Below are 25,370 nucleotides of genomic sequence, written 5' to 3' on the forward strand. Positions count from 1 at the left end.
CTATAACATTATGATTTGCAGGATGGTATACACAGATGCAATGACAATTCCTATCAAAAAGAATACAAATCTCTTTTGAAAATATGCAAATAGCATTAACGTATTTTTCATATCAAGCATAGGCCCAAATACAAGAAATGCGAGAAGTGCCTTTACCGAGAAAACATGTCCAAAAGATGCCGCTATAAAAGCATCGGCTGCAGAGCAAATTGATAAAACATAACCAAATCCCATCATAATAAAGGGGGCAATTACTTCGTTATGTGCTATTGCATCCAGTACATTCCGATCAAAAAACGTTTGAAATACACTTGCTAAAAAAGCACCAATCAATAAATACTTACCAGTATCAAAAAACTCATCTACAATATGATTCATAACATCTTTCCAACTCTTTTTATTGCTTGTTTGAACTGAAACCTCTACGTCTTTTAAAACATTTCTTTCGCGATAGCAATAATACACAATTAGACCTATGAATAGAGCAACTAAAATTGTTATCCCAAAGCGTGCATATACAACGTAATCATTTTTTTGAAACGCATATACAGTAGATAAAAGAACAACTGGATTCATAATGGGTGCACTCAGTAAAATAACAATGCCTACATGAAGTGGTAACCCCTTTTGAATGAGCCTTCTTACAATTGGTATAATGACACATTCACACATTGGAAAAAGAACTCCCACAAATACTGCCGGAATCATTGCAACAATCGGAGATTTCGGCATTACTTTTTGAATCATATCTTCCGTCACAAACACTTGAATACATGAAGAAACAATTACCCCTAATAAAATAAAGGGTATTGCTTCAAAAATGATACTTAAAAATACTGTATTCACATTCAACCATTCCTGTGGCATATTTTTGTGCAAATTTACTAGACTTGTAAAATCTACAAAAAATAATAAAAAGAGAAACATAGCGATAAGAGCTATGCCTGCTAATTCTTTTGAAACTCTATTAAAGACCAAGCTTCTCGCCTCCATTTTATTTACATGTAAACATGTGCTTGTCCAAATGCTTCATACTACAGCACAAATTTTATAGTCTATTTCTATTCTTAAATCGTAATCATTATGATTTATTATTGATTTTTCTTTTCCTATCGTTTAATATAAAACGTAATCATTACGATTTAAAGGAGAGATCGTTTCATGAAAAAAGTACCTATCACTGTATTAAGTGGTTTTTTAGGATCTGGAAAAACTACCTTACTACATCACATTTTGACTAATAAGAATAACTTAAAAGTAGCTGTTATCGTTAATGATATGAGCGAAGTAAACATTGATGCATCTCTTATAAAAAAGGGTGGTTTTTCACGTACGGAGGAAAAACTAGTAGAAATTCAAAATGGCTGTATTTGTTGTACACTACGGGAAGATTTAATGATAGAAGTGAATCGTCTTGTTGAAAATGGTGATATTGACTATATTATTATTGAATCTTCTGGTATAAGTGAGCCTATTCCAGTTGCTCAAACGTTTACTTATACAGACGAAGTTCTTAACATTGATTTAACGAAAAATTGCCGCCTCGATACGATGGTTACAGTTGTAGATGCAAATAGATTTTGGGATGATTTTGCAGACGGGGAAAGTTTATTAGACCGAAAACAAGCAATCGATGAGAATGATACCCGGGAAGTTATTGATTTATTAATAGATCAAATTGAGTTTGCAAACGTAATTATTCTTAATAAGATAGATTTGCTAGAAAAAGAAGATGTGATAGAGCTTCATCATTTACTAAAAAAATTAAATCCTAAGGCAAAAGTTCTTGAATCTTCGTTTAGCAAAGTACCATTACAAGAAATTTTAAACACAAATCTATTCAATTATGAAGAAGCCAGTCAATCGGCCGGCTGGATACAAGAATTAAATAGTGATCATCATACACCTGAAACGGAAGAATACGGTATCAAGTCCTTTGTTTACCGCCGCAAATATCCTTTCCATCCCAAGCGCCTTATGAATTGGTTAGAAAAATGGCCTTTAGATGTTGTAAGAGCGAAAGGATTCTTCTGGCTGGCATCTCGTAATAATATGATAGGGCTTCTATCTCAAGCAGGTTCCTCTATTACAATTCAAGGAGCCGGTGAGTGGATAGCGGCATTACCTGAAACTGAAAGAAATCAAATGATTACAGAAGAACCAGAAGTATTGAAAAACTGGGATAAACAATATGGAGATCGAATAACCGAACTCGTATTTATCGGAATTGATATGAACTGTTCTTTAATTGAACAATCATTAGATAGTTGTCTATTAACAGAAAAAGAAATGAGACAAGATTGGAATACATTTATTGATCCTATACCGGCTTTTACTTATACTTCATAATAATTAATAAAAGGCTTCAGTAGAATGAAGCCTTTTTACTTTATAGCACTCTTACTTAATAGGTTTGCTTTAATTATAAATACAATTGTACCTAAAACAATTAATATAGCATATACGATACCAACTACATTACCTATTTTTTCTAAGCCAAGCGGTAATATTATAGTAGCAACTCCGACTATATAAGAAAATGCTCCTGAAAGCTTCGCTAATTTATTTTTATCTCCAACAAACGTTTCTTCTTGATATCCTGCTAACAAAAACAACCTCTTTTTCACATGTATTTGATACACTAAAAAAATGATAAGTAACCCAACAAATAAACAAACTAAAAATCCAGCTAACATATACTCCCCCTCCTCTACAATATTTTACTATACACAAAAAACAAATTAGAAATTTCAGTTTATTAATGAGTCATTCTGTGATATATTGCATATTGTATTCAATTTATATTTTTAGAAAGGAGAATTTTAGATCATATGGATTCAAATCGATTAAAAGGAATTATAATGGTCATAATCGGCGCTTGTTTATGGGGCTTGTCTGGTACAGCTGCACAACAACTTTTTCAATATGACAATGTTTCAACCGAATGGTTAGTTACGATCCGTTTACTTATATCTGGAATTATTTTGCTCATTATTTCCTCATTCGGAACGAGAAAAAAAGAGATATTTGGCATTTGGAAACAAAAATCTGATGCTATTAAAATGATTTTGTTTGGTCTATTCGGTATGCTTGCTGTACAGTATACGTATTTCGCTTCAATTAAAGAAGGAAATGCTGCCGTGGCAACATTATTACAATATTTAGCTCCTATATTCATCACTGTATACTTACTTTTCAAATGGAACGTTCGTCCATCAAAAATTGATTTCATTTCAATTACCCTTTCATTAGTAGGCACTTTTCTCTTACTAACAAACGGGTCTGTTCATAACTTGGCTGTTTCTACACCAGCTATTATTTGGGGTATTTTATCTGGATTATCTCTCGCTTTTTATAGTTTATATTCAAAGGAATTGTTAGAAAAATGGTCTTCCTCCGTTATCGTTGGATGGGGCATGATTATTGGGGGTATTGGTGTAACGATTGTACACTTTATTTCTACAAACGAATTCATTTTATTATCAACTATGAAATATGTAAAACTAAGTACCCTACCGCTCATCACATTTGTCGTCATTTTCGGGACACTTATTGCCTTTTATTTATACTTAGACAGCATACGATACCTGACTCCGAAAGAAACAACATTATTTGGTTGCACAGAACCACTCGCAGCTATTATTTCTTCTGTACTTATATTGCACGTGCCATTTCAATCTTTTCAGTTATTAGGCGCTTTTTGTGTCATTGTAATGGTGCTCATCTTAAGCCAAAAACCGGATGAAGGGAAACAAAAATTAAAGCTTGTTCATGCAAAAAAGGAAAATATACAATGAAAGGATTGAATTCACTATGCCTGTCCCTCAAAATTATAAAAAACCAGGAAGAATTTCAGCAAAATCACTCGTTTTAAATCAACTACAAAATTGGATTATTGAAGGTGTACTGAAGCCCAATGAAAAAATTAATGATGGGGAATTGGCTGAGGCACTAGGAGTAAGCAGAACACCTGTAAGGGAAGCACTTCAAATATTAGAGCTTTCTGGATTAGTGGAAATGGTACCAGGGCAAAAAACGAAAATTGCTCCTATTAAGTTAGACGACGTATCTATCATTTATGAAACGATGGCTGGTCTTCACTCTATTATAGGAAAGCAAGCTCTTCAAAACATTACAGACGCTGATATTCAACTACTTTCTGAAATAAATGATCATTTTCAGCACTCTATAGAGAAAAAAAACACAAAACAAGCTTTAGAATTAGATATACAATTCCACAATACAATTTCTTCTATTGCTAAAAATCAATATATTGAACCCTTTCTAGAAAATATGCAACTTCACGTTTTACGTCTTGAATATTTGTTTTTCCAAAACTTTGTTCCAGCAAGTCAATCTATTGAAGAACATCACTCTATCATTCAAGCATTACAGAAGCAGGACGAAAAACAAATGGAACAAATAATGACCCAAAACTGGCTCCGTCCCATGAAAGAAATACAAAAAATAATTTCTACGAAGTAAAAAAAGAGCTGGTTACACAAAATCGTAACCAGCTCTCCTTTTACTAATCTATATAGCTACGCCTGAATATTCGCATAATCTTCCATATCTTCGTACTCTTTTTCCAATTCCTCTAAAGACAGCTCGTATAATTGTCGGTCGCGAATCTTAAACACACCTGCTCCAATTAACTCATCAATTAAATGCCTCTTACGATTTTCAACAGCAAAACGGAGTTGACTACTCATCTTTTAAAAAACTCCTTTCTACAATCATTGAAAATGATAATCTCTATCAATTACCACTTTTGATTATAAAAGATGACTCTTTATAAGTAAAGTAATTTCATGAAATATTTACCTTGCAAAGTATTTGTGGCCACATTATATATATGTATGCCGTGCGAAAAATGTTATGACACTTTTTCTTATCCTTTTTCTTTCATACTTTGCAAGTTGTCTCATCATGGTGAAATTCACCATCTATTTCTACTTGAATGGTGACATGTTCTACATGAAACTTCTCCTTTAATACATCCGTAGCCTCTTTTAAAACACTTTGCGTTTCATTACCTTTAATAATCAAGTGGCAAGTTAATACTTGAAAATCCGATGTGACAGACCATATGTGCAAATCATGAACTTCTTTGACAATCGGAATATTTAATAACGTACTTTTTACCTCTTCAACATTTATGTGCTGTGGTGCACCTTCCATTAATATATGAACCGTATCACGTGTTACACGCCATCCACTAATAATGACTAAAATAGACACAAGAATACTAGCAATCGCATCTGCAGCAGTCCATCCGAAAAATTTAATAAGTAACGCAGCAATGATCGCTCCGACGGAACCCAATAGATCGCCTAGTACGTGTAAGAAAGCACTTCTTAAATTCAAATTACCTTTCACATCTCCGCCTCTCATTAATATCCAAGCTGATAAAATATTAATAAGCAGACCAAGGACTGCAATAATGAGCATCCCATTACTAGCAATCTCAACTGGTTCTTTAAAACGACGGATTGCTTCAATAAAAATGTATACCGAAATGACAATAAGAACGACACCGTTACATAATGCTGCTAACATTTCGACTCGCTTATATCCATATGTTTTCACAGTTGTTGCTGTTTTTTCTCCGAGCTTAAACGCAAGTAAACTTAAAGCTAAAGATACTGCATCACTTAGCATATGCCCCGCGTCAGATAGTAGTGCTAAGCTATTTGTTACAAATCCACCAATAACTTCTGCAATCATAAAACTTGTTGTTAGTAGGAAGGCAATTAGTAACGCCTTTTTATTTTTTGAATGACCATGATCATGCGAATGTCCCATACTTATACTCCTTTAAGTACAATATCTGTATGTTAGTATGAAACAAACTCCCCATCTTTATCCCGAATCGACTGATTGTAAACGCCCGCTTCCTCTGTATACACACTTCGCTATTTTTTAGACAATCCCTTTTTCTCAAATAAAACAAGACTACTTCTTTTTTATTTTCATATTGTTTACTAATGAAAGAATTTTAAGGAGGTTACTTAAATGAAACGTTTATTTCTCTGTATGGAACGTGAACTTGTTGTAGTGAAAGAACAATATGATAACTATGAAACGACTTACCACTTACAAAATATGCAACCTACCTGTATCGCTGTTGATCCGTTCCACCCAAACCGTGTATATTGCGGAACATTTGGACGAGGTCTATGGTTAAGTGACGATAGCGGGGATTCATGGAGACCAATTGGAGATTCTTATCGTTACTTTGATTTCCCTAAAGAAGATGGTATTTTACACTCCTCTATCACTTCCATAACAATAAGCTCAAATGAACAAGTGAACGGATATGGGGTCGTTTATGTCGGCACAGAACCGAGCGCTTTATTTCGCTCTGAAAATGGTGGTGAAACGTGGACTGAACTTAAAAATATGAAATCATTATTATCTTCTTATACGTGGGCTTTCCCGCCTAGACCTTTTACCCATCACGTACGCTGGATTACAGTTGATCCAAACAACCCTAATACAATACACGTTTCAATCGAAGCTGGTGCTGTTATTCAAAGTAACGATAAAGGGCATACATGGATTGATAAAAAATTCGGTGCTCCTATCGATGCTCATCAATTACTTATGCACCCTGAAGCACCAAATCGCCTTTATGCATCATGTGGTGACGGATTTATGGGCGGACCTGATCGTGCTTATCTTGAAAGTTATAACAATGGAAACAGCTGGATCTCATGTAGTGAAGGACTTGAACATCATTATTTATACAGCATGGCAATTGATCCAGCTGATTGTAATACGATTCTAGTTTCTGCCGCGCCAAGTGCTGATCTGGCTCATCATCGTATCCCTTATGAGTCTTATATTTATCGAAAAACGAAAGATACTCCTTTCCAGCAAGTACAACAAGGACTACCATCTGCAATCGGTACAGTCATTTCGATGTTTGCGACAAACAAGGCTGAACCACATACGTTTTACACGTTAAATAACAATGGCGTCTTTCAATCCAATGATAGCGGCGAATCGTGGGAACAACTAAATATTCCGTGGAAAGATGAATATAAAACGCAGCATCCGCATGCATTGCTCGTTACTAGTTCTTAACGAAAAAAAGACTGCCTAAATGGTTTTAGGCAGTCTCTCTTTTATTTCTTTAAATCAATGACAATATCATCTAACACAATATCTTTACTCTTCGCTTCTTTTTTCGGCACTTCTATTTTCTTCTCTTTCCCATTCACATACTCTACTCCACCATGATTTTCAGGTGTATGTACTCGCAAGTGCACGCGAGGTGTAACGATAAGCTTTGTTGCATTTTCGTTTAGTTTTTGGAAGGTGGCACTCCAATGGATATTGTAAGGATCGTTGCCACTTCCCCCATTTCCTTCACCCGAATAAATATTCCCTAAATCATCCTTAACCGTCAATTCAACATCTACACTATCCCATTCTTTCCTCGCGCCCTTAGAAACCTCTTGATTGTAATAAAGAATAAATGAAACTGGCGATATTGCGACCTTTTCCATATTTGCTTTTATACCTTCTTTTTCCGAACTCCCACCAATTGTTCTCTCTTTACTATCCACTGATTTTACAGTTAAGGCGAAATTCCAATTACCTTGTATTGATTTTTTCCTATCTGGCATCTCTATTCTCTCTATATTCCATCTAAAGTTTACTTTGTCCTTTTTATTGCTATCATGATGCGTCGTTGTTACCATACCTACATACTTTTTTTCATTAACTTTAGTCATTTTACCACTGCCTGAACTACCATGAGCGTCCATTATATCCAATCCACCTAATATGATAGGATCCTCCCCTAAGTCCTGCTCACTTTCCAGTGAATACGTTATAGATAATGTTCTGCCATCAGAAATTACATCATTAATTGTAACCTTAACTCCATTACTCTCCCTCGTCATATTCAACTCGGTCGAAAACTCTTTATAATTTTCATATAACCCCGTTCTACCATTATCTAAAAATCGGAATATGTCACCTACAATTGGCAATCCCCCTGCATATGTAGGAAAACCGATACCAAGAGTTGCAACCGATAACCCTACTAAAATAGATGCAGCAGCGACACCTTTTTTCCAACTTTTCATCTTTTTCTTCGTACGTATCGATTGTTTTACATTTCGTTTTACTTTTTCCTTTTCAATTTCAGAAGCCTCAATTTCTTCTAGTTCTTTTTCGTCTATATCAATATCATTTAATAGTTCATAAATGTCTTTCATATCGCACTACCTCCAAAACTAATATTCGTAGCATTTTGTTGTAGTTTCTTTTTCCCCCGGTACACTCGATTATCAATTGCTGCCCGAGTTAATCCTAACTTGTCACCTATTTCCTCTGTCTTCATACCAAGTAAATATTTCATAATGAACACCTTTTGATCTAGCGGCTCTAATTGATTAATGAGCTTCAATAATTCTTCCCTATCTTCCATAACGATTAATTCGTCTTCTGCTGATTTTTCTGTACTGATATGAAACTCATCTGAAATGATTTCTACTGTTTTAGTCGATTTCCGGTAATAATCAATTGCTTTAAACTTCGCAATCGCTGCAATCCACTTTTTAAAATCGCTCGGCTCTCCATGAAATTTATTTGCGTTATTCCAAATGGAAAGAAATATATCGTTTATACATTCCTCTATGAGTCCATCATTTTGAATTGGAAGTAGAACTTTATGCGTGATCCCCTTTATGAGTGGTAAGTATGTATCGACAACAAATTCTAACGCGTCTTCTTTTTGCCGCTGTAATCTTTTTATAAAATTTTTCTCATTTGATTTCATGTAGCGATTCCCCTTATTGTTTTGTAAAAGCTTTTACACCCTATATAACGTCTGAGAAAATTTTTTCTCTCATCTTTTTTATTTTTTGTATGTAATGGAATACTTTTCCTTAGCCATTGTCTCACATAACTATGCGTTCAAAGAAAATTTTCTCAAGTCTACAATTTGGTTCATGTAGTACACTATTTATATAGTCATTCTTTAACTTAGTGTACATTTTATTTCGTTAATCTACTATTTTAAATTAGGAGATGAGATATGTATGTGTGGAATTACAGGTTGGGTAGATTGGAAAGAAGACCTTTCAAATCAACATGTTATTTTAAAAAAGATGGCAAATAGTATTCAGCATCGTGGTCCGGATGCTGAAGGATTTTGGTTTTCACCTCGCGCAGCTTTTGCACACCGCCGATTAATCGTAATAGATCCTAAAGGAGGAACGCAGCCAAAAACATTTCGTGCTGGTGATTATACTTATGCTCTTACTTATAATGGAGAAATTTATAATTTCCGTGAACTTAGAGAGCAGCTTCAAAAATGTGGGCATGCATTTGAAACCCATTCAGATACAGAAGTATTACTACATGCTTATTTAGAATGGAAAGAAGACTGCGTACGACATTTAAACGGAATTTTCGCTTTTGCCTTATGGGATGATCAGAAGCAACAATTGTTTTTAGCACGAGATCATTTAGGTGTAAAACCACTCTTTTTTACAGAAAGAAATGGCAGTATTATTTTCGGCTCTGAAATTAAAGCATTATTAGCGCATCCATCTGTCCCTGCTGAAATTGATGCGGATGGAATTAATGAAATATTTGGATTAGGCTTATTTCGCACTCCAGGATGTGGCGTCTTTAAAAATATTCAAGAAGTACGTGCTGGACATTCTATAACATTTACACGTCATAAAAAAGTAGTTACGAAGTATTGGAATTTAGAAAGTAAGTTCCATACAGACTCTATAGAAGATACATCTTCGCATATTTTATCTATTTTACAAGATACAGTAAAAAGACAATTAATTGCCGATGTTCCTCTCGTTTGTATGTTATCAGGCGGATTAGACTCTAGCGGTATTACTGCACTTGCGGGTAAAGAATTTGCTGCTGAAAATAAAACACTTCATACGTATTCTGTTGACTTTGTAAATAGCGCAAAAGACTTCGAACTGACATTTGCTCGCACTGGTTTAGATGCACCTTGGGTAAAACGCGTTTCTGAACATGTCGGGACAGCGCATCATGATATTATTGTGAATGCTGAAGAATTAGCAAATCAATTATTCGTTCCCCTTCATGCAAAAGATTTACCGAGTGCTGGTGAAATGGAAACTTCACTATATTTACTATTTTGCGAAATGAAAAAAGATGCGACCGTAGCTTTATCCGGCGAATCGGCTGATGAAGTATTCGGTGGATATCCTTGGTTTCATCAAGAAGAACTACTATATGTAGATAAGTTTCCTTGGCTAACAAATTGGAAAAATACATCTCCTCTTCTACTAAATGAAGTAAGTAACCAATGTAATCTAGAAGACTATATTGATACACGATTCCAAGAGGCGATACTTGAAGTACCTACTCTTGAAGGCGAAAGTAAAAAATCCGCGAAACAACGTCAAATGTTTTATTTATTTTTAACACGATTCCTTCCTTTCTTACTTGACCGTAAAGATCGCATGAGTATGGCTGTTGGATTTGAAGTTCGTGTACCGTTTTGTGATTATAGATTAGTTGAATATTTATGGAATGTTCCTTTCAACATAAAAAGTATTGATAATATTGAAAAAGGCATTTTACGTAGAGCACTACAACCAGCTTTACCTGACGATGTACGCAATAGAAGAAAAAGCGCTTATCCAACTTCACAAGATCCACTCTACTTACAAACAATCCGTAATTTAACACTTGATATGTGTAACAATAAAAACAATCCTATTTTCTCACTTATTAACCATTCCGTCTTACTTTCAATTGCTGATCAAAGTAATAAAGAGATTAACAATTTTGAGGCAAGAAGTGCCATGGAGTATATGCTACAAGTAAATGAATGGTTGAAAACATATCACATCCATATTGCTTAACAAAAAGGAGTTCAAGGATAAAAACCTTGAACTCCTTTTATATTAATTAGCACATTGTTTATTATCAGTATCAATAGACCATCCAATAATCGTGGCACAGTCTCTACCTTTCCACTGCAGTACATTTGTTAATACGGGCTCAATCTGCAAGCTATTTCCGTCGTGCAATATTTCTACTAAAGATTGATCATCATCAAACCTTCGTTTGTCACACTCTAAAATACCGTCCGTTGCCATTACAATGTGATTCATTCCTTTTTCTAATCCTCTTACACCTGACGTAAAGCAAGGTGTATTTGCTGCAAAAATATTTTTCCTGCCAATATATTCGTAATTCTTCCGTTTATTTAATCGTCCTTTTCCATTTTTCGTTTTCTCAGAATGGAATAAATACGCGAAACAATCACCAACTGATAACCAATATAAAAATTCCCCTTTTCGTAAACAAATTAAGCAAGCGAGTTCCTCATCATCTTGATCACACTTTTTAATAAATAACTCATCTGTAAATAACGCTAATAAGTACATATGTGTATGATGGAAAGCTAAATGTATTGGATATGAGAATAACTCTTTTAGTTTTTCTTTTCTTTCCGAAATCGCTTCTATTATATAATCTATATTTTTTGTTTTGTGATGTGTATCAAAAATCATAACAAATTCAAATTGTAATTCAGGATCCCACCAAGCCAGCACCGCATCTCCTCGTTCATATGCATCACTCTCTTGATTTCCCCCATATACGCCGACTGAAAGAGGACCACATTTTTCAACATGTATTTCATCTACATACATCTGTTCATGACTAATCCATTTGAATGTATTCACAGCTATCATCCTCTCTCTTGCTAAATGTATACCTTTACACATAGATTACCTTATATTTCAATAAAAATAAACTTTTTCAACATTTTTTATCCAAATAAAAGGATTTTATTTCTAAAACAACGAATATATCTTACTATACGATATAAAAAAGGAGATTTATTATTATGAACAACATTAATCAACATTGGGAGAGCATTTATTATCACTTACGATACGAATACGAGGACAACCTTTCCCACCAAGCAATTCGTATTTTACAAATCGTTTCTCGTGAGAAAGATATAACAATTGGAAAAGTCGCTACTGAACTTAGTCTTTCTCATAACACAGCGTCTGAACATATAAAACGCCTTATTCAAAAGGGTTTCATCGTTAAAGAGAGAAATAAAAAAGATGAAAGAGTGGTAAACCTTACATTAACAATTGAAGGAATTGAAGTATTAGAAAAACATACTTTACTAGATAAAGAAAAGATAAAAATATTAGAATTACAGTTATCAAAAGAAGAACAACAATTAATTGAAAAAGCATTTTCGTTATTAGCGAAGGAGGCAAAATATGCATTTCCTCGTTAAAGTAATCGTTTCGGCACTTATTATCGGCGTTATCACTGAAGTCGCTAAACATTACAGTACGATAGGTGGCTTTATTGCTGCCCTTCCTCTCGTGAGTTTACTTAGTTTATTTTGGATTTCATTCGAAGGCGGAAATAAACAAGAATTGAGTCAATTTGCTTTAGGGGTATTATATGGATTCCCCGCATCAGCACTACTATTATTTATTGTCTATATTGGTTTAAAAAATTCATTTACACTTAGTACATCTGTCCTACTTGGTATAGGTGTTTGGTGTATCGTTTTTGCTTGTCAAAAATTATTTCAAGCTTAGGAGGAATTAACATTCATAAATTTGTAGAAATAATGGGGCAAAATATAGAAGTACATATAAAAGGAGATGGTAAACAAACTGTAGTCATTCAAACTGGAATGACTTGCTCATTTTATGATTGGTTTCCTATTATAGAAAAGCTTTCAGAGCACTTTACAGTTGTTTCATACCATCGCCCAGGTTACGGAAAAAGTGATTTAGGCAATCAGCCGCGTACAATAAGGCAAGTTACAAAAGAGCTACATATGTTACTAAACAAACTAGCTATTCAAGAACCATTTATTCTAATCGGTCATTCCTATGGAGGATTATGTGCACAACATTTTGCGATGTTACATGAAGATAAGCTGCAAGCACTTATTTTAGTTGATTCTACTTCGATGAACTTACACCGTTTAGATGAACTTCATTTACCAATTTCTGATCAAACTGATTCTGATGATGTTTGGTTTCAAAAATATAATATATATTCCAAAATGGATGTAGACACACTTTATAATGAACTAAAACCTATGCTCACCGATCAATCAAAACAGCAAATTGAATTCTCTACCTCGTCTTCATTATATAAAGCGACAGCTTCTGAACTATCGGAGTGGAAAAACTGTGCTCTCTCACTAAAAGAGCTATGTAAAACATTAGAAATACCATTAATCGTTATCGGTAGAGATCCTCAATATTCTATTACTCAATTGACTAATGGCGGCATGCCAAAAGAGGAAGCAATACAACTTGAAGCAATGTGGCAAGAACTAATTCACGAACAATTACACCTCTCAACTAACAACCAATATATTCTTGCCGAACATGCTAGTCACGGTATAGAAAATGATCGACCAGATATTATTATTGAGGCGATTCATTTCTTACAAATAAAAAAAGGAAGCAACTAAAGCTGCTTCCTTACTTATCTATTCATAATCTTCTTCATCATCGATTTCTTCGTAATATGAACTTCCATTACTTACATATATAGGGCCATTCGCAACATCAATACGTAGTACCCACGCCCATGGCACAGCTAAACGTTTATGTATCGCTCGCCAAAAGCTCATTGATTTTCTTTCGTACTCCTGGAACTCCTGAAGTAACTCTTTGTAGGAGGAACCGTCTAACTGAATATTTGCTTCTAACAAACGAGAATGGGCATAGTACTGTAACTCTAGTTCAGCAGCAATTTCCATTTCTTCTTCCGTTGCCATACCAATAATTGTTCCATCTTCTGGTGCAATTTCATATACGTTTTGAACTTCAATAAGCCCTTCTTTCTCTTTCTCAAACATGTAAACAGCCTCCTTTAACATATATTTTTTATGTTACAAAGTCATACTTCTACAATAACTTCTCTCTTTCCTCTTTTTTTGATAAACTTTTACAAAATATTTAACCGATGACCTGTTTTCTCTATTCTTTCAGCAGAAATGAAACGATTTTTATCAAAATTTAATTGATACACATCAGGCATATGAAGTGTTTTCCAAAACTCTAAATCATATTTCGAATTAAAATAATTCATGAGTAATACCATAATATTTCCATGCGTACCTATTACAATATTCTTACCTTCATATTGTTTTAATATATTTTGCATACATATTACAGCGCGCCTTTGTGCGACATCATTCGATTCTCCGCCTTCGTATGCAAAACTCCAATCTTCCCACACATTCTGCATAGCATCATTAAAATTTGATACCGGCTCTGTACTCAATAATCTTTCACGCAAATCTTCTTCTGTTAGTATTGATAATTTATATGTATGCGCAATTCCTTGTACAGTTTGGATTGCTCTTTTATACGGGCTAGAAATCACAACATCAATATGTTTATCTTTTAATAAGCGTGTTACATTCTCTGCATCTAAGTACCCTTTTTCAGATAAAGATCGCTCCCGTTCTTCTTTTGTATAGGTAGAATGGGCATGGCGAACGAAATAGATTGTTGTCATTTATTCATCTCCTTTTTTCCGTTTCTACCCAAATTCAATACATTACCATCAAATCCCTTTACCTTTATAATAAGTGCTTTCAAATTTAAATGTTGATTTTCATATTAATAAAAGGGAAACACCCCATATGGTGTTTCCCTCATTTAAAATAGACTACATTCAATTAAATACTTTATCAATTTTATTTCTATCGTATTCTAATATCCAATCATTATATGTATTATAAATATCCCTAATTGTATCAGGAGAGGTAGCTAATACATCACAACCTCTATCATCATAAACGTGAAATATAGTATTCTTGTTAACATTTATAAAATACACCCTATGAAAAATACTCGGTTTTATTCCCATATCTTGATTACAAATTGCTTTTAGCATAGGAATGTATGTAAAGTCAGAGATTTTACATTTCAAAGTATATCTATGTGTTTTATATGCTTCATCTTCTTCTAGAAAAACATAAGGGATTGTATTTTTCTGTAACTTAAACAAATCGGACTTCTCTTTGACATACTTAGAAAAGATATTCAATTTCTGTTTGAAAATTTCACCATTTGCATAGTCATTTACATCCACTACAATATAAATATCATCTTTTGTTGAATGTAAAGACTGAAATAAAGTAATCGTCCTTTTATAAACGCCTTCTAAATATAGACAATTTTCATAAATGTTATTACAATCATAGTCCACACCTAATCTAAAACGAATACCAATATCCCAATTATAAAATAGAGGTGGTCTAAGTTCTAAATTCGGAAACGTTTCAAGCATATACTCATTCAACCTCATCTCAATACCTACCTTTAATAGCATGTTGTTTACATAATAAAATTATTTTATTATAATTTATTTCTAAACTCTTCATCTGTTATAGCATCTTGAATAAAATAATTTATATTATTTCTCAGCTTTTGATATACAACTTGATCTTCTATATCGTTAAACATAATTACAACTTCTACTTTATTCCCTTTCTTATCTGTAGTATACAAGCTTTTTGTCAATACGAATGCGGTAGAACCACCTTTTTGCCCCGCAAATTCTAACTTACTATTATTAACTGTTCCTTTGAAAATATTCTCGATTTCTTCTTGCATTAATTTAGGAAAATAATTTCTACTATTTATTTTTCCCATTATACTCATATAATCTTTAGCGTTTGCACCCACTAATCGATCTGACCAAATTCGCTGAAATTCCATATCTACCTTTAATGGAATTTCACGTTTTTTCCATTCTTCTTCATCTTTCATCCATTCATGAATTTGTAACACATGTTTATTATACTCATCCTTTGACATGTTACGTATCATTTCTAATGATTGATTTTCTGGCTTATGAAGCTCTTTTTCTACATACCCTCTCATATATAGTGAAGCTGTATACGAAGAGAACTTATCATGACTAGTAAGCTCTAACTCTTTTATACTTTCATTTACTCTTTCTATTCCAAGCTTATCTAACAAATATGTTGTATTTGCGTTAGAACTATAATGAATCATTCCTTTAGCGACTTCTTCTAAAGCGATTTGTCCATTTTTCACTAATTCTCTCGCTTTGGCATCTTCTAACCAGTTAGGATGTGCTCCACCCTCAGTATCTTTAACGTAATATTTTTCTAGCTCGTGCAATGAAATTTGTTCATCACGACTTATTTTTCCTTCTGACACTTGCTTAGCAAATTCAACTGCTATTACGATTTTTGCCGTACTCGCTAATGGCAATTTTTTATTTTCATTTATAGATGTTAATATCTCACCATTTTTTCTAATCAGTAATGAACATGTCTCATCGTCTTTATGTTCTTTTATATAGGTTAATACGTAATCAGAATCTTTTTTTGACAAATAATACTTCATTATGACAAAGAAAGCTATAATTGCTACTATAATCACTCCTGCAACAATTCCTATAATCTTTAATATGTTCACAATATACCTCCTCTAACAAATTTCCTTCTATATCATAATTATACCGAACTAAATTACAAAATTATACAAAACAGAATAACTCTTCCTACACATAAAGAATTATTATTTTATTTCACACTGTATTGCACGAAAAAATCTCATGAATATGTCTAACATTCACATAACAAAAAAACATGCTTTCATGATGAGAGCATGTTTTGTGATATTCTTCACATTGTTTCGTTAAAAAATTATCTTTTTATTTACCATGATGTAACATTAAATCACTAAGTTCTTCTTCAATGTGATTTAATTTCGCAACGCCTTCTTTCCATTTATGAATATAACGTGAAACCCCAACGAAAAACAAAACAATAATTGTGGAAAGAATAATACCATATACGATTGCTACAGTACTCATAGTTACACTTCCTTATAATTAGTAATGTGGTTATTAGTTATATTTTTATTATAAACCTTTTTCTTTTAAAATACTTCGATTTCAACTTTTTGTAACAAAATTGATTTTTCTAATATTTTGTTCGTAAAAATGGCATATTTTTCACAAATTATACAAAACTTCACCATATGTACTATTACCATATGAGTTATATTATTAAATAGAATAAAGGGGATGATATACTATGACGACTTGGTTTATTGTGATGTTAGTTGTATTTGGAGCATTTAAAATTATCGTTTCTAGCCTTCCTAACACTGTTATTGAATCCATTATTAGCAAGTACGAAACACATCCACAACTTAACGAAGAGAATGTGACTATTACAATTCACGGAAATAACGTAGAAGGCGAAAAGAAATCAAAAATTATTCATGATTTTAACGAAGGTTTATTTTTAGATCGCTATTATGCACCACCCCATAATGAAGGCACTCCTTTAATTATCAATGCAAAACGTGGTAAAAAAGATTTCACATTTTATATTTACAGTCATGAAGAGCATGTTGATGTTGTAAAACAATATAAAAAGAAGGTAGTTGCTTATAGTTTACGCTCTAAAAATCTTCAAAATAGTGATATGTTCGTGTCAGCTGATTTGTATAGTGATAATAAAGTTATTGAATTTTGACTAAAAAAGATAAGAGGCTTACTACATTCTATATGCAGCAAGCCTCTTTAAAGTTGTTTCAAATTATATCCATCTGCTTATGTAATGCTTAAAAAATGAATAATAAAGTTGTTTACTTCTTATTGAACTAACGCCCCCGTTAGTTTAAGTGTAACTCTTCACAATTATTTCATATTATATAGGTAAATAGAAAGATAAATTAGAATTTAGTTTATAGTTATAAAAATAAGTTATTTATATCCTTATAATTCTTCAAAAAGGAGAGTGTATGAAAAAGACTATTGTTTTTGTATTAACGATATTTATATTATTCCCAGGATTCGCAACACAAAGTTATGCGTTGTCAGATTCGAAATCTGAGGCAATACAAGCATTGCTAGATGATGCCTGTCGTACATCAGGTGTGCCTGGAATGTCAATCTCAATACTTGCTGATGGTGAAGTGTTCTACTTTTCTTCTGGGTATGCAGATCTTGAAAAGGGATTGTCTGCAAGTGAAAATACACTCTATGAGTTGGCCTCGGTGAGTAAAGCTTTTACTGGTATGGGGATTTTGCTATTGGAAGAGCAAGGGCTGCTATCAATGACTGACCCTATCCAAAAATATTTACCTTGGTTTACGTTAAAGTATCAAGGTAAACCTGTTGATATGCAAAACCTTACACTAAATAACTTTCTTCACCATACCAGCGGCCTAACAAATATTAGACATATCCAAAATATTCCACAAGGTAATACGCCTGATATGTTGCAAAAGACCGTGGAAAAGCTGGTAGATGCAGAATTGGCGTTCTCTCCCGGTGAACAATATAACTATGGAACCGTTAATTATGACGTATTGGGTTTGGTTATTGAGATTGTATCACGACAAAGCTATGAAGACTTTATGAAGGAACAGGTATTTATACCCTTAGGTCTTCACCAGACGTATGTTTATAAAGAAGATGCTCAAGCCACTGGACAGTTAGCACAGGGCTACCGTTCTTCCTTTTTTATAACAACTCCATTTAACGCTCCGGATTATGCTGGGAATAAACCTGCCGGCTATATCATTTCTAATACAAAAGATATGGCGCGTTGGATGGGCATACAGATGGGTATTGTGCAGGACATACCCGAAATATTTCACAGGGCTATCGAAAAATCACATAGGGGTGATATGTCTGTTTCGGCTGTCAATGATATGTATTATGCGGCAGGTTGGTCGGTAAACGCCGAACAAACGTTTATAGAACACACTGGGGGTAATCCAAATTTTAGTACCGAAGTAGCCATACTGCCAAATGAAAGAACAGCCATCTGCTTACTGAGCAACGGCGCAAATACCAATATAAACCTGGTACTAAAAGTTAAAAATATATTAAGCGGCAATCTAACTCAGTCATACGAGATAAGCGGCACACAGCTTTTGGACATCATTTTGTCGTCTACCACAATTATTCTTTGCCTATTAGCCGTTCTGTTATTTTTCTTAGGATTAAGAAAAAGGAAAACGAATGAGCAGCAGCCAATGACAAAAAAGAGAACAATCGTAACAATTATTTTCCTAATCGCTACGATTGCCCAGTGTATAATGTTTTTTGCCTTCGATTGGTCAACGATACTTATTTGGCAAACATATAGTGTTCTTACAGCTTTAATTTCGTCAACATTATTAACAGCAAGCATTACTTGGTTTGTATATACTCACCGATTAGATGCCTCGGTCCGAAAATAAGTATAATGTTAAGTAAATAAATCCTAATTTATCGATATTTTTAATTTAAAAAACAGAAGACACTTCTCCTAGTTAAACCCACTTGCTATTTCTTCCACTAACCTGCCTCGTTAGTAGAAGAAGGATTTTTAAACAACTATATTATTTTTTAAATGACTTTATTGTAAATTAAACAACTTTATTATCTCTGTACATGATTTAGCTTAATGCTCATATATAAAAAGGAATCCATGGCATATGGATTCCTTTTTACTATTTACTGAAAAATAAGCTCTGTCTTCAAACTATCTTTCGGTAACAACCAGCCTTTTTTCTCTAAACTCGCCATTAATAATTCCCTTTGTTTTGTCGCAATACTTTCTTCATTTGTTTTAAATGACACTTCTATTACGAAGTCATCTTCTAATTTCCCAGTATTACTTAATGGCCAAATTTCAATATTTGCTTTTATGTTTTCAAACTCTCCTGTATATCGCTTCATTAATACAGGACCGTAAATACGGGAATTCTTTAACATCTCTTCTCCCCAATTTGTATACAACCATTTGTTCATTTTCCCTGGTAATTTTTCTATTAACATGTTTTGAGCAGCTTGTTTATTTGGTAAATCAAGTATCCCATATCCTTTAGCACTGTAACTTTTCTTATTTGAAATGCTTAATGTTTTCTTCTCAAATCCCCAATCTATTTCCGCCTCATAACTATCCGTATTACTATCGAATCCTTCTTTTTTAGCTACTTCTAGTGCATCTTGAATTACACCATTTTGAATAGGATATCTTTTTTTATATGTTAGTTCAAAATCTTTACTAAATTCTTTCTTTCGAATTCTAGCAAACCAACCTTCATCACTTAAACTTTTATTTGCAGTATCTAAAAATTGCACTTGTATTCTTTCATATTTTGTACCAGCCTGGAAATGTTCTAGCACCTCTTGCTTCATCTCTTTGTTATAACCTAATACTTGTTCTGGCTTTAATAATAACTTCACTTCAAAACTAGGTTTCATTGGACTAGCAGTAAACCCTTCCTTAACGTTATAAAGGAAACAACAAAAGAAAATGCTTACGAATACAAATACTTTTTTCATATACCTATCCCCTTTGTATTTTAAATGACTTCTATACGTTCCATTGCAAGTGAATATACATTTTCATATCCTGCTGTACTTAGCTTTTGTTGTAATCGATCTGTATCCTCTTTCAAAGCGTGTACTAGCACCGTATGTTCTGGTAATAATGTATTTAACATCTCTTTAACGTCTCTTATACTTTGGTGAACTTTATACGGAACTCGCTTCACCCTACATGTACTCCTTACAGGTTCTTTCATAACTCTTTCTGCAAAACTCCCTTTCGCAATGTGCCCAGTAAAAATAACGGCATTCCGCTTTTCATTCCGAAGCTGTTCATAGTATAACTGTGCTCGTTTCGTTTGCATATTCGCATCACTCATTACAACTATTCCGTAACTATTTTGCATACTAATGTCATTATCCATCACTATTATGTTTCTTTTTAAACTCTTCATAACCCATTTAAGTTCTTTATTATTTTTTATCCAATCTTTATATGCGAACATCTCTTCAAATCCAGCCAAAATTTCTTTATCTACTATAAGAGGAAATTCTTTATATCGTTCATATAAATACAATACTATATCTTGCGCCCTACCAAGTTGTGGCAGCGGTAATAATGCTATTCCTTTATTTTGCATAACTCGTTCAATTTCTGCACATAGTTCGTTTACACGTTCATTTTGCGAAACATCATCTGTGTGATAAGCGGCATCCACAATTGCGACTTTTATATTGTGGCCCAATTTCTCAGGTAAATTAGCTCGTAGTATATTAGACTCTGCTGAATAGTCGCCTGAATAAAATACGTATGTATTATACATATCAACTAAAAACCAAACAGCTCCCAATACATGCCCACTATATCCCCATTGAAACCGCAATGTAGGAGTAATTTGTACCCATTCATTTGGATTGCTAATCTCATCAATACATACATAATTTAAATCTTTTATGTGTTGGTCGTTATAAGGTAAATCCCACCCTTGCATCACATTATAGTTTCTCCATTTTTCATAATATAACGGCAGTTGCTCCTTCGTATAACGAGTCGTCCAAATTTTTTTCTTATAGCCATACTTCGCTAATAAAGGTAAACCCATCGTATGATCTTCATGAATATGTGATAAAAATACTGCATCTAAAAATGGAACAGCTTCTCTCTCTATTTTTGGATAACTATCCTCATAAGATCGATTAATACCACAATCAAATACTATTTTCGTCTCTTTATTTTTTACAAAATAGCAGGAGCGACCGTACTCTCCAGCTCCTCCCCATACTTCTACTCTCATCATGCTACCCCTTTTCGTTTTTGCTCCATATGTTGCAGCAGTAATAAGCATATTGTTGTAAGTCCAACAGAAACAACGGCCATCGCCATGCCTATAGATACTTCCCCCTGTTCAAATTGAGCAAAAATAAACGTTGCTGACGTTTCTACTGATGGAGGTAATACGAGAAGCGATGTTACTAACTCTCTTATCGAAATTGTAAATGTCATCGCCCATCCAGCAAGAATGCCTGGGATAATAAGAGGCAATATTATTTTTCTAAAAATATAAATATAATTTCCAGAAAAAACACTTCCTGCCTGCATGAGAGAATCATCAATTTGTCCGAGTGATGATTTTACATATTGCACCGTGTAAGGTAAAAACAGAACAACATACGTTACGATAACCATGATTGGTGTATTGTAAATTGACATAGGCATATATGGTGAATTCCAAAATAGAATAAGACCTACAACCATAACGATTCCTGGTACCATATTCGGTAACATACCGCACATATCAAGCCATTTTTCAGAGGTTTTTTTCCCCTTTCGAATCATAAGTGCCAAAAAGACTCCAATCATTACCGCGATAATCGCTGTTACGAGTGAAAAAAGAAAACTATTCCATAAAGCCTCTAATCCCGGAGATCCTATTGTAAACAATGCCTCATAATGGCTTGTTGTAAAGTTATTTACATGTAAACCGCCGCCTCTTAATTTTGACAAAGAAGCAATAAGTATAGAAAAGTATGGAATTCCAATTGATACTATTAATAAACCAATTACATACATCCATGCTACAACGCGCGTAAATATAGACAAAGTATATCTTTTAGATTTCACACCTTTTCCACTAACCATTGCATATGAATACTTTCGATTCAATACATTTTGCATATACCAAATAAGCATACAAGCACTAAGTAATAAAGAAGATAATGCTGTTGCACTACTAAAATCAATTGGCCAACTCGAAATAAATTTATGGATTTCTGATGTTAACACGTGGAATCCTATTCTACGTCCGAATGTAGCCGGTGTTCCAAATTCAGCAATCGTCTTTACGAAAATGAGTAAAGCACCCATTACATAACTTGATACTAATAACGGCAATATTATTTTTCTTAAACGATAGAAAAAACTTCCGCCATGAACTGCTGCAGCTTCTTCTTTACTACTCCCAATCTGAAGTAACGTATTTTTCAGCATGAAATAAAGGAATGGGAATAAATGCAGGCTCATAATTAAGACCATACCTCCTAAACTAAAAAACGATGATGAAATCGTCTTTAGCATCGGAAAAAATTGTTCAAAATAGCCGTTAGGTTGCATGAACAAAATCCAGCCCATCGATCCAATATACGGCGGTGTCATAAATGGAATCATAAAAACAATATCTAACTTACTATACTTTCCTACATCTGTTTTGCTCATAATAAATGCCAATGGAAATGCAAATATTGTAGCTCCTATTACAACGAGTACACCTAGAAGCATCGAATTTAGAAAAATCCCAGCTAATCCACCACTCTGCATCACTTCAAAAGGCTTTAAAAAGTTCCAACTGCTATTTTCATATATACTAGAAAATAAAATAAGAAAAAGGGGAATGACGATTAACATCGCCACAAGCAATAACGCTACCGTCATTCCAACTTGTCTTACTGATACGAATCGATTTACCATGGAATCACCATCTTATTGAAATACTTTCTTAAATTGTTTTCCTATTTCATCTTGCTCTTTCTCAACTGTTTTCCAATCAATATTTAATACTGGAATCTCTTCTACATTTGGTCTATTTTCAGCTTTTATATCTGTTCTACCAGGCAATAAATACGCTTTAGAAACTTGTTTTTGTACATCATCGGATAATAAATAATCAATAAACTCTTTTGCGCCTTCTACATTTTTACTATCCTTCATAATTCCCGCTGCGCGTGGACTAATAACTGTTCCGCTTTTTGGATATACGATATCAACAGGTTCACCCTTTGCTTTTGCGCTGTACGTCATATAATCAACACCCGCAATTACCATATCTTTCGCACCTGTTACAACTGGGTCTAACGCTTCCTGATTTGCTCCTGCTACTGTAACTTCATTTTTCTTAAGTTGTTCAAATAAATTCCATCCATCTTTTCCATTCTTTTTCACATATCCAGTTACAAAGTCTAAAGCTGAACCTGAAAGTGCTGGATCTGGAAGATTCACTTTTCCTTTCCATTCCCCTTTCGTTATATCGCTCCAATCTTCAGGCGCTGTCTTCACATTTTTTGTATTGTACACAATCCCTAATGCTGAAGCACTATACCCGAAATAATGTCCTTTATCATCTGACCATTCAGAACGCAGCTTATCAGCTTGTTTCGCTTCTTTATAAGCTAACGTTTGACCCTCTTTCTTTAATCCTTCCATCGCTGGTAATGATGCAAGTACGACTACATCAACGACTGGATTTTTCTTTTCAGCTTCCATTCTCGCTAAAATTTTACCAGTTGTCCCTTGAAACATTTCCACCTTTATACCAGTTTTCTTTTCAAAGTCTTTTTGAATTTTTTCTGCTAACCCTTTTGGCCCTGCACTATATACAACAATTTTCTTTTCAGTCGTATTTTTACTTTTTGCATCTGCATTGCCTGTCTTTGAACTACACCCTGTTACTACAGCCGAAAATAATAAAGTACATACAAATAAAGACTTAAGCGAACTGAATTTCTTCATATGATTCTCCCCCTATATGATGAATACATTTTTTTGGCACATATAACGATACTGGTTTACCGATGCTTAATTTACTATTGTGATAAGCTGTCCATATTCCGAGTGCCCCCATGTTTACTTTTATTTCATACCGTTCTCCTACATATGTAACGTGCTTAATTTCACCTGTATACATTTCGCACACTTCATTTTTCGTCCAGCTCACATGCTCTGGACGAACCATTTTTTTACCCTCTACAAGCCAATTCGCCTTACCAACAAATTTGGCAACAAATTTATGAGACGGTTTCACATAAATATCTTCCGGTGTTCCTTTTTGTAATACTTCTCCTTGTTTCATGACAATAATTTGGTCTGACATTGACATTGCTTCTGTTTGGTCATGAGTGACATACAGTGCAGTTAAACCAATGGAATGAACGATATCCATAAGCTCTATTCTCATTTCTTCTCGCAAAATTGCATCGAGTGCACTTAGCGGTTCATCAAACAAAATAAAATGAGGTTTTGTTACAATTGCTCTAGCGAATGCGACACGTTGTTGCTGTCCACCAGAAAGTTCGTGTGGATACCTTTTCTCCTTACCTTGCAGGCGAACTCGCTTTATCGCATCTTCTACTTTTTCTCGCAATTGATTCGTTTGCTTTGTAGCTCTTAAACCAAATGCAACATTTTCAAAAACAGTCATGTGCGGCCATAAAGCAAAATCTTGAAATACCATACCGATATTCCGTTCATGAGGAGATGTCTTTATCTTTTTTGCAGCAGAATACATGCACTGGTCTCCAAAATATATTTCTCCCTTATCTGGTTCTTCAAGCCCTGCTATCATTCTAAGTAAAGTCGTTTTTCCACACCCCGAAGGTCCTAAAAGTGTAGTGAATTCCCCTTGTTTCATTACAATCTGCAACGTCTTTAACGCCTGTATTTTTCCAAATGCCTTTTCTAATCCACTAATTGTAATATCCATTGCTTCACCTCTCTCCCCTCATTCTTAACCTGCTTTCATTCTATATGGAAGATT

The 25,370-nt window shown here is 33.9% G+C and carries 28 protein-coding genes; 10 read left to right on the forward strand and 18 right to left on the reverse strand.

The genetic code is table 11. The features are described 5' to 3' along the window. A complete protein-coding gene (locus CQ064_RS00795; RefSeq protein WP_003270098.1) occupies window positions 1-993 on the reverse strand; it encodes a permease in 993 nt (330 codons plus the stop codon). A 168-nt stretch (window positions 994-1,161) separates the two neighbouring features. On the opposite strand from CQ064_RS00795, the gene CQ064_RS00805 reads away from it, so the two are divergent. After that, a complete protein-coding gene (locus CQ064_RS00805) occupies window positions 1,162-2,349 on the forward strand; it encodes a GTP-binding protein (protein ID WP_000757666.1) in 1,188 nt (395 codons plus the stop codon). A 35-nt stretch (window positions 2,350-2,384) separates the two neighbouring features. Here the strand turns inward: CQ064_RS00805 and CQ064_RS00810 are convergent, their stop codons facing one another. Continuing rightward, window positions 2,385-2,696 (reverse strand): DUF3784 domain-containing protein, encoded by a 312-nt coding sequence (locus CQ064_RS00810; RefSeq protein WP_000879383.1) that lies wholly within the window; start codon window positions 2,694-2,696, stop codon window positions 2,385-2,387. Between the two features lie 135 nt (window positions 2,697-2,831). Here CQ064_RS00810 and CQ064_RS00815 point away from each other — a divergent pair, with 135 nt between their 5' ends. Both CQ064_RS00815 and CQ064_RS00820 read left to right on the forward strand, forming a co-directional pair. Continuing rightward, the gene (locus tag CQ064_RS00815) at window positions 2,832-3,797 is read left to right on the forward strand and encodes a DMT family transporter (protein WP_000378080.1); all 966 of its coding nucleotides are present in this window, start codon (window positions 2,832-2,834) and stop codon (window positions 3,795-3,797) included. Between the two features lie 16 nt (window positions 3,798-3,813). Beyond that, on the forward strand, window positions 3,814-4,485 hold the full coding sequence (locus CQ064_RS00820; protein ID WP_003270099.1) for a GntR family transcriptional regulator: 672 nt from the start codon (window positions 3,814-3,816) through the stop codon (window positions 4,483-4,485). A 56-nt stretch (window positions 4,486-4,541) separates the two neighbouring features. On the opposite strand, the gene fbpA is transcribed toward CQ064_RS00820, so the two are convergent. Both fbpA and CQ064_RS00830 read right to left on the reverse strand, forming a co-directional pair. Continuing rightward, window positions 4,542-4,712: a Fur-regulated basic protein FbpA gene (gene fbpA / locus CQ064_RS00825; RefSeq protein ID WP_000098302.1), complete on the reverse strand. Its 171-nt coding sequence runs from the start codon at window positions 4,710-4,712 to the stop codon at window positions 4,542-4,544. Window positions 4,713-4,905: 193 nt separating this feature from the next. Beyond that, entirely contained in the window at window positions 4,906-5,805 is a 900-nt protein-coding gene (locus CQ064_RS00830; protein WP_000510023.1) for a cation diffusion facilitator family transporter, read from the reverse strand. Between the two features lie 210 nt (window positions 5,806-6,015). On the opposite strand from CQ064_RS00830, the gene CQ064_RS00835 reads away from it, so the two are divergent. Beyond that, a complete protein-coding gene (locus CQ064_RS00835) occupies window positions 6,016-7,089 on the forward strand; it encodes a WD40/YVTN/BNR-like repeat-containing protein (protein WP_000825318.1) in 1,074 nt (357 codons plus the stop codon). A gap of 41 nt (window positions 7,090-7,130) precedes the next feature. On the opposite strand, the gene CQ064_RS00840 is transcribed toward CQ064_RS00835, so the two are convergent. After that, window positions 7,131-8,231 carry a DUF4179 domain-containing protein gene (locus tag CQ064_RS00840; protein ID WP_000653129.1) on the reverse strand — a complete coding sequence of 367 codons (1,101 nt, stop codon included), beginning with the start codon at window positions 8,229-8,231 and terminating at the stop codon, window positions 7,131-7,133. After that, entirely contained in the window at window positions 8,228-8,794 is a 567-nt protein-coding gene (locus tag CQ064_RS00845) for a sigma-70 family RNA polymerase sigma factor (protein ID WP_000840007.1), read from the reverse strand. Before CQ064_RS00845 ends, CQ064_RS00840 begins: the two co-directional genes overlap by 4 nt. Window positions 8,795-9,056: 262 nt before the next feature. Between CQ064_RS00845 and asnB the strand changes: the two genes are divergently transcribed. Next, the gene (gene asnB, locus CQ064_RS00850) at window positions 9,057-10,880 is read left to right on the forward strand and encodes an asparagine synthase (glutamine-hydrolyzing) (RefSeq protein WP_000333945.1); all 1,824 of its coding nucleotides are present in this window, start codon (window positions 9,057-9,059) and stop codon (window positions 10,878-10,880) included. Between the two features lie 42 nt (window positions 10,881-10,922). On the opposite strand, the gene CQ064_RS00855 is transcribed toward asnB, so the two are convergent. Further along, entirely contained in the window at window positions 10,923-11,750 is an 828-nt protein-coding gene (locus tag CQ064_RS00855) for a PP2C family serine/threonine-protein phosphatase (RefSeq protein WP_002040904.1), read from the reverse strand. A 122-nt stretch (window positions 11,751-11,872) separates the two neighbouring features. Between CQ064_RS00855 and CQ064_RS00860 the strand changes: the two genes are divergently transcribed. The 3 genes from CQ064_RS00860 to CQ064_RS00870 are packed head-to-tail and all read left to right on the forward strand — an operon-like array spanning window position 11,873 to window position 13,489. Further along, on the forward strand, window positions 11,873-12,283 hold the full coding sequence (locus CQ064_RS00860) for a MarR family winged helix-turn-helix transcriptional regulator (protein WP_001059783.1): 411 nt from the start codon (window positions 11,873-11,875) through the stop codon (window positions 12,281-12,283). Then, window positions 12,267-12,596, forward strand: a complete 330-nt coding sequence (locus CQ064_RS00865) for a DUF3147 family protein (protein WP_000545640.1) — start codon at window positions 12,267-12,269, stop codon at window positions 12,594-12,596. Before CQ064_RS00860 ends, CQ064_RS00865 begins: the two co-directional genes overlap by 17 nt. Next, entirely contained in the window at window positions 12,557-13,489 is a 933-nt protein-coding gene (locus tag CQ064_RS00870; RefSeq protein ID WP_014481994.1) for an alpha/beta fold hydrolase, read from the forward strand. Before CQ064_RS00865 ends, CQ064_RS00870 begins: the two co-directional genes overlap by 40 nt. Before the next feature lie 18 nt (window positions 13,490-13,507). On the opposite strand, the gene CQ064_RS00875 is transcribed toward CQ064_RS00870, so the two are convergent. The 6 genes from CQ064_RS00875 to CQ064_RS00900 all read right to left on the reverse strand — a co-directional run bounded on the left by CQ064_RS00875 (window position 13,508) and on the right by CQ064_RS00900 (window position 17,063). Continuing rightward, window positions 13,508-13,879: a hypothetical protein gene (locus CQ064_RS00875; protein ID WP_000461779.1), complete on the reverse strand. Its 372-nt coding sequence runs from the start codon at window positions 13,877-13,879 to the stop codon at window positions 13,508-13,510. Between the two features lie 89 nt (window positions 13,880-13,968). Further along, window positions 13,969-14,544: a histidine phosphatase family protein gene (locus tag CQ064_RS00880; RefSeq protein ID WP_000208301.1), complete on the reverse strand. Its 576-nt coding sequence runs from the start codon at window positions 14,542-14,544 to the stop codon at window positions 13,969-13,971. Between the two features lie 159 nt (window positions 14,545-14,703). Next, window positions 14,704-15,321 carry a DUF3885 domain-containing protein gene (locus tag CQ064_RS00885; protein ID WP_000894373.1) on the reverse strand — a complete coding sequence of 206 codons (618 nt, stop codon included), beginning with the start codon at window positions 15,319-15,321 and terminating at the stop codon, window positions 14,704-14,706. A gap of 68 nt (window positions 15,322-15,389) precedes the next feature. After that, the gene (locus CQ064_RS00890; protein ID WP_001023310.1) at window positions 15,390-16,481 is read right to left on the reverse strand and encodes a serine hydrolase; all 1,092 of its coding nucleotides are present in this window, start codon (window positions 16,479-16,481) and stop codon (window positions 15,390-15,392) included. A gap of 238 nt (window positions 16,482-16,719) precedes the next feature. Beyond that, a complete protein-coding gene (locus tag CQ064_RS00895; RefSeq protein WP_000108701.1) occupies window positions 16,720-16,881 on the reverse strand; it encodes a hypothetical protein in 162 nt (53 codons plus the stop codon). A gap of 65 nt (window positions 16,882-16,946) precedes the next feature. Continuing rightward, window positions 16,947-17,063: a hypothetical protein gene (locus CQ064_RS00900; RefSeq protein WP_003270112.1), complete on the reverse strand. Its 117-nt coding sequence runs from the start codon at window positions 17,061-17,063 to the stop codon at window positions 16,947-16,949. A 41-nt stretch (window positions 17,064-17,104) separates the two neighbouring features. Here CQ064_RS00900 and CQ064_RS00905 point away from each other — a divergent pair, with 41 nt between their 5' ends. Both CQ064_RS00905 and CQ064_RS00910 read left to right on the forward strand, forming a co-directional pair. Further along, complete coding sequence (locus tag CQ064_RS00905; protein ID WP_000214606.1) at window positions 17,105-17,551, forward strand: YfmQ family protein; 447 nt, start codon at window positions 17,105-17,107, stop codon at window positions 17,549-17,551. A gap of 268 nt (window positions 17,552-17,819) precedes the next feature. Then, entirely contained in the window at window positions 17,820-19,268 is a 1,449-nt protein-coding gene (locus CQ064_RS00910) for a serine hydrolase domain-containing protein (protein WP_000751382.1), read from the forward strand. A 256-nt stretch (window positions 19,269-19,524) separates the two neighbouring features. Here the strand turns inward: CQ064_RS00910 and CQ064_RS00915 are convergent, their stop codons facing one another. Genes CQ064_RS00915 through CQ064_RS00935 form a run of 5 tightly spaced genes read right to left on the reverse strand, consistent with a single transcriptional unit; the run spans window position 19,525 to window position 25,316 of the window. After that, complete coding sequence (locus CQ064_RS00915) at window positions 19,525-20,358, reverse strand: hypothetical protein (protein WP_000755328.1); 834 nt, start codon at window positions 20,356-20,358, stop codon at window positions 19,525-19,527. A gap of 20 nt (window positions 20,359-20,378) precedes the next feature. After that, window positions 20,379-21,641 carry an MBL fold metallo-hydrolase gene (locus tag CQ064_RS00920; RefSeq protein WP_033794961.1) on the reverse strand — a complete coding sequence of 421 codons (1,263 nt, stop codon included), beginning with the start codon at window positions 21,639-21,641 and terminating at the stop codon, window positions 20,379-20,381. Next, window positions 21,638-23,308, reverse strand: a complete 1,671-nt coding sequence (locus CQ064_RS00925; protein WP_000248147.1) for an ABC transporter permease — start codon at window positions 23,306-23,308, stop codon at window positions 21,638-21,640. Before CQ064_RS00925 ends, CQ064_RS00920 begins: the two co-directional genes overlap by 4 nt. Before the next feature lie 12 nt (window positions 23,309-23,320). Next, complete coding sequence (locus CQ064_RS00930; RefSeq protein WP_000714686.1) at window positions 23,321-24,346, reverse strand: ABC transporter substrate-binding protein; 1,026 nt, start codon at window positions 24,344-24,346, stop codon at window positions 23,321-23,323. Further along, a complete protein-coding gene (locus CQ064_RS00935; protein WP_000355534.1) occupies window positions 24,324-25,316 on the reverse strand; it encodes an ABC transporter ATP-binding protein in 993 nt (330 codons plus the stop codon). Before CQ064_RS00935 ends, CQ064_RS00930 begins: the two co-directional genes overlap by 23 nt. Window positions 25,317-25,370 lie beyond the last annotated feature (54 nt).

It is taken from the genome of Bacillus sp. MYb78, from assembly GCF_002975115.1.
Lineage (GTDB): Bacteria > Bacillota > Bacilli > Bacillales > Bacillaceae_G > Bacillus_A > Bacillus_A cereus.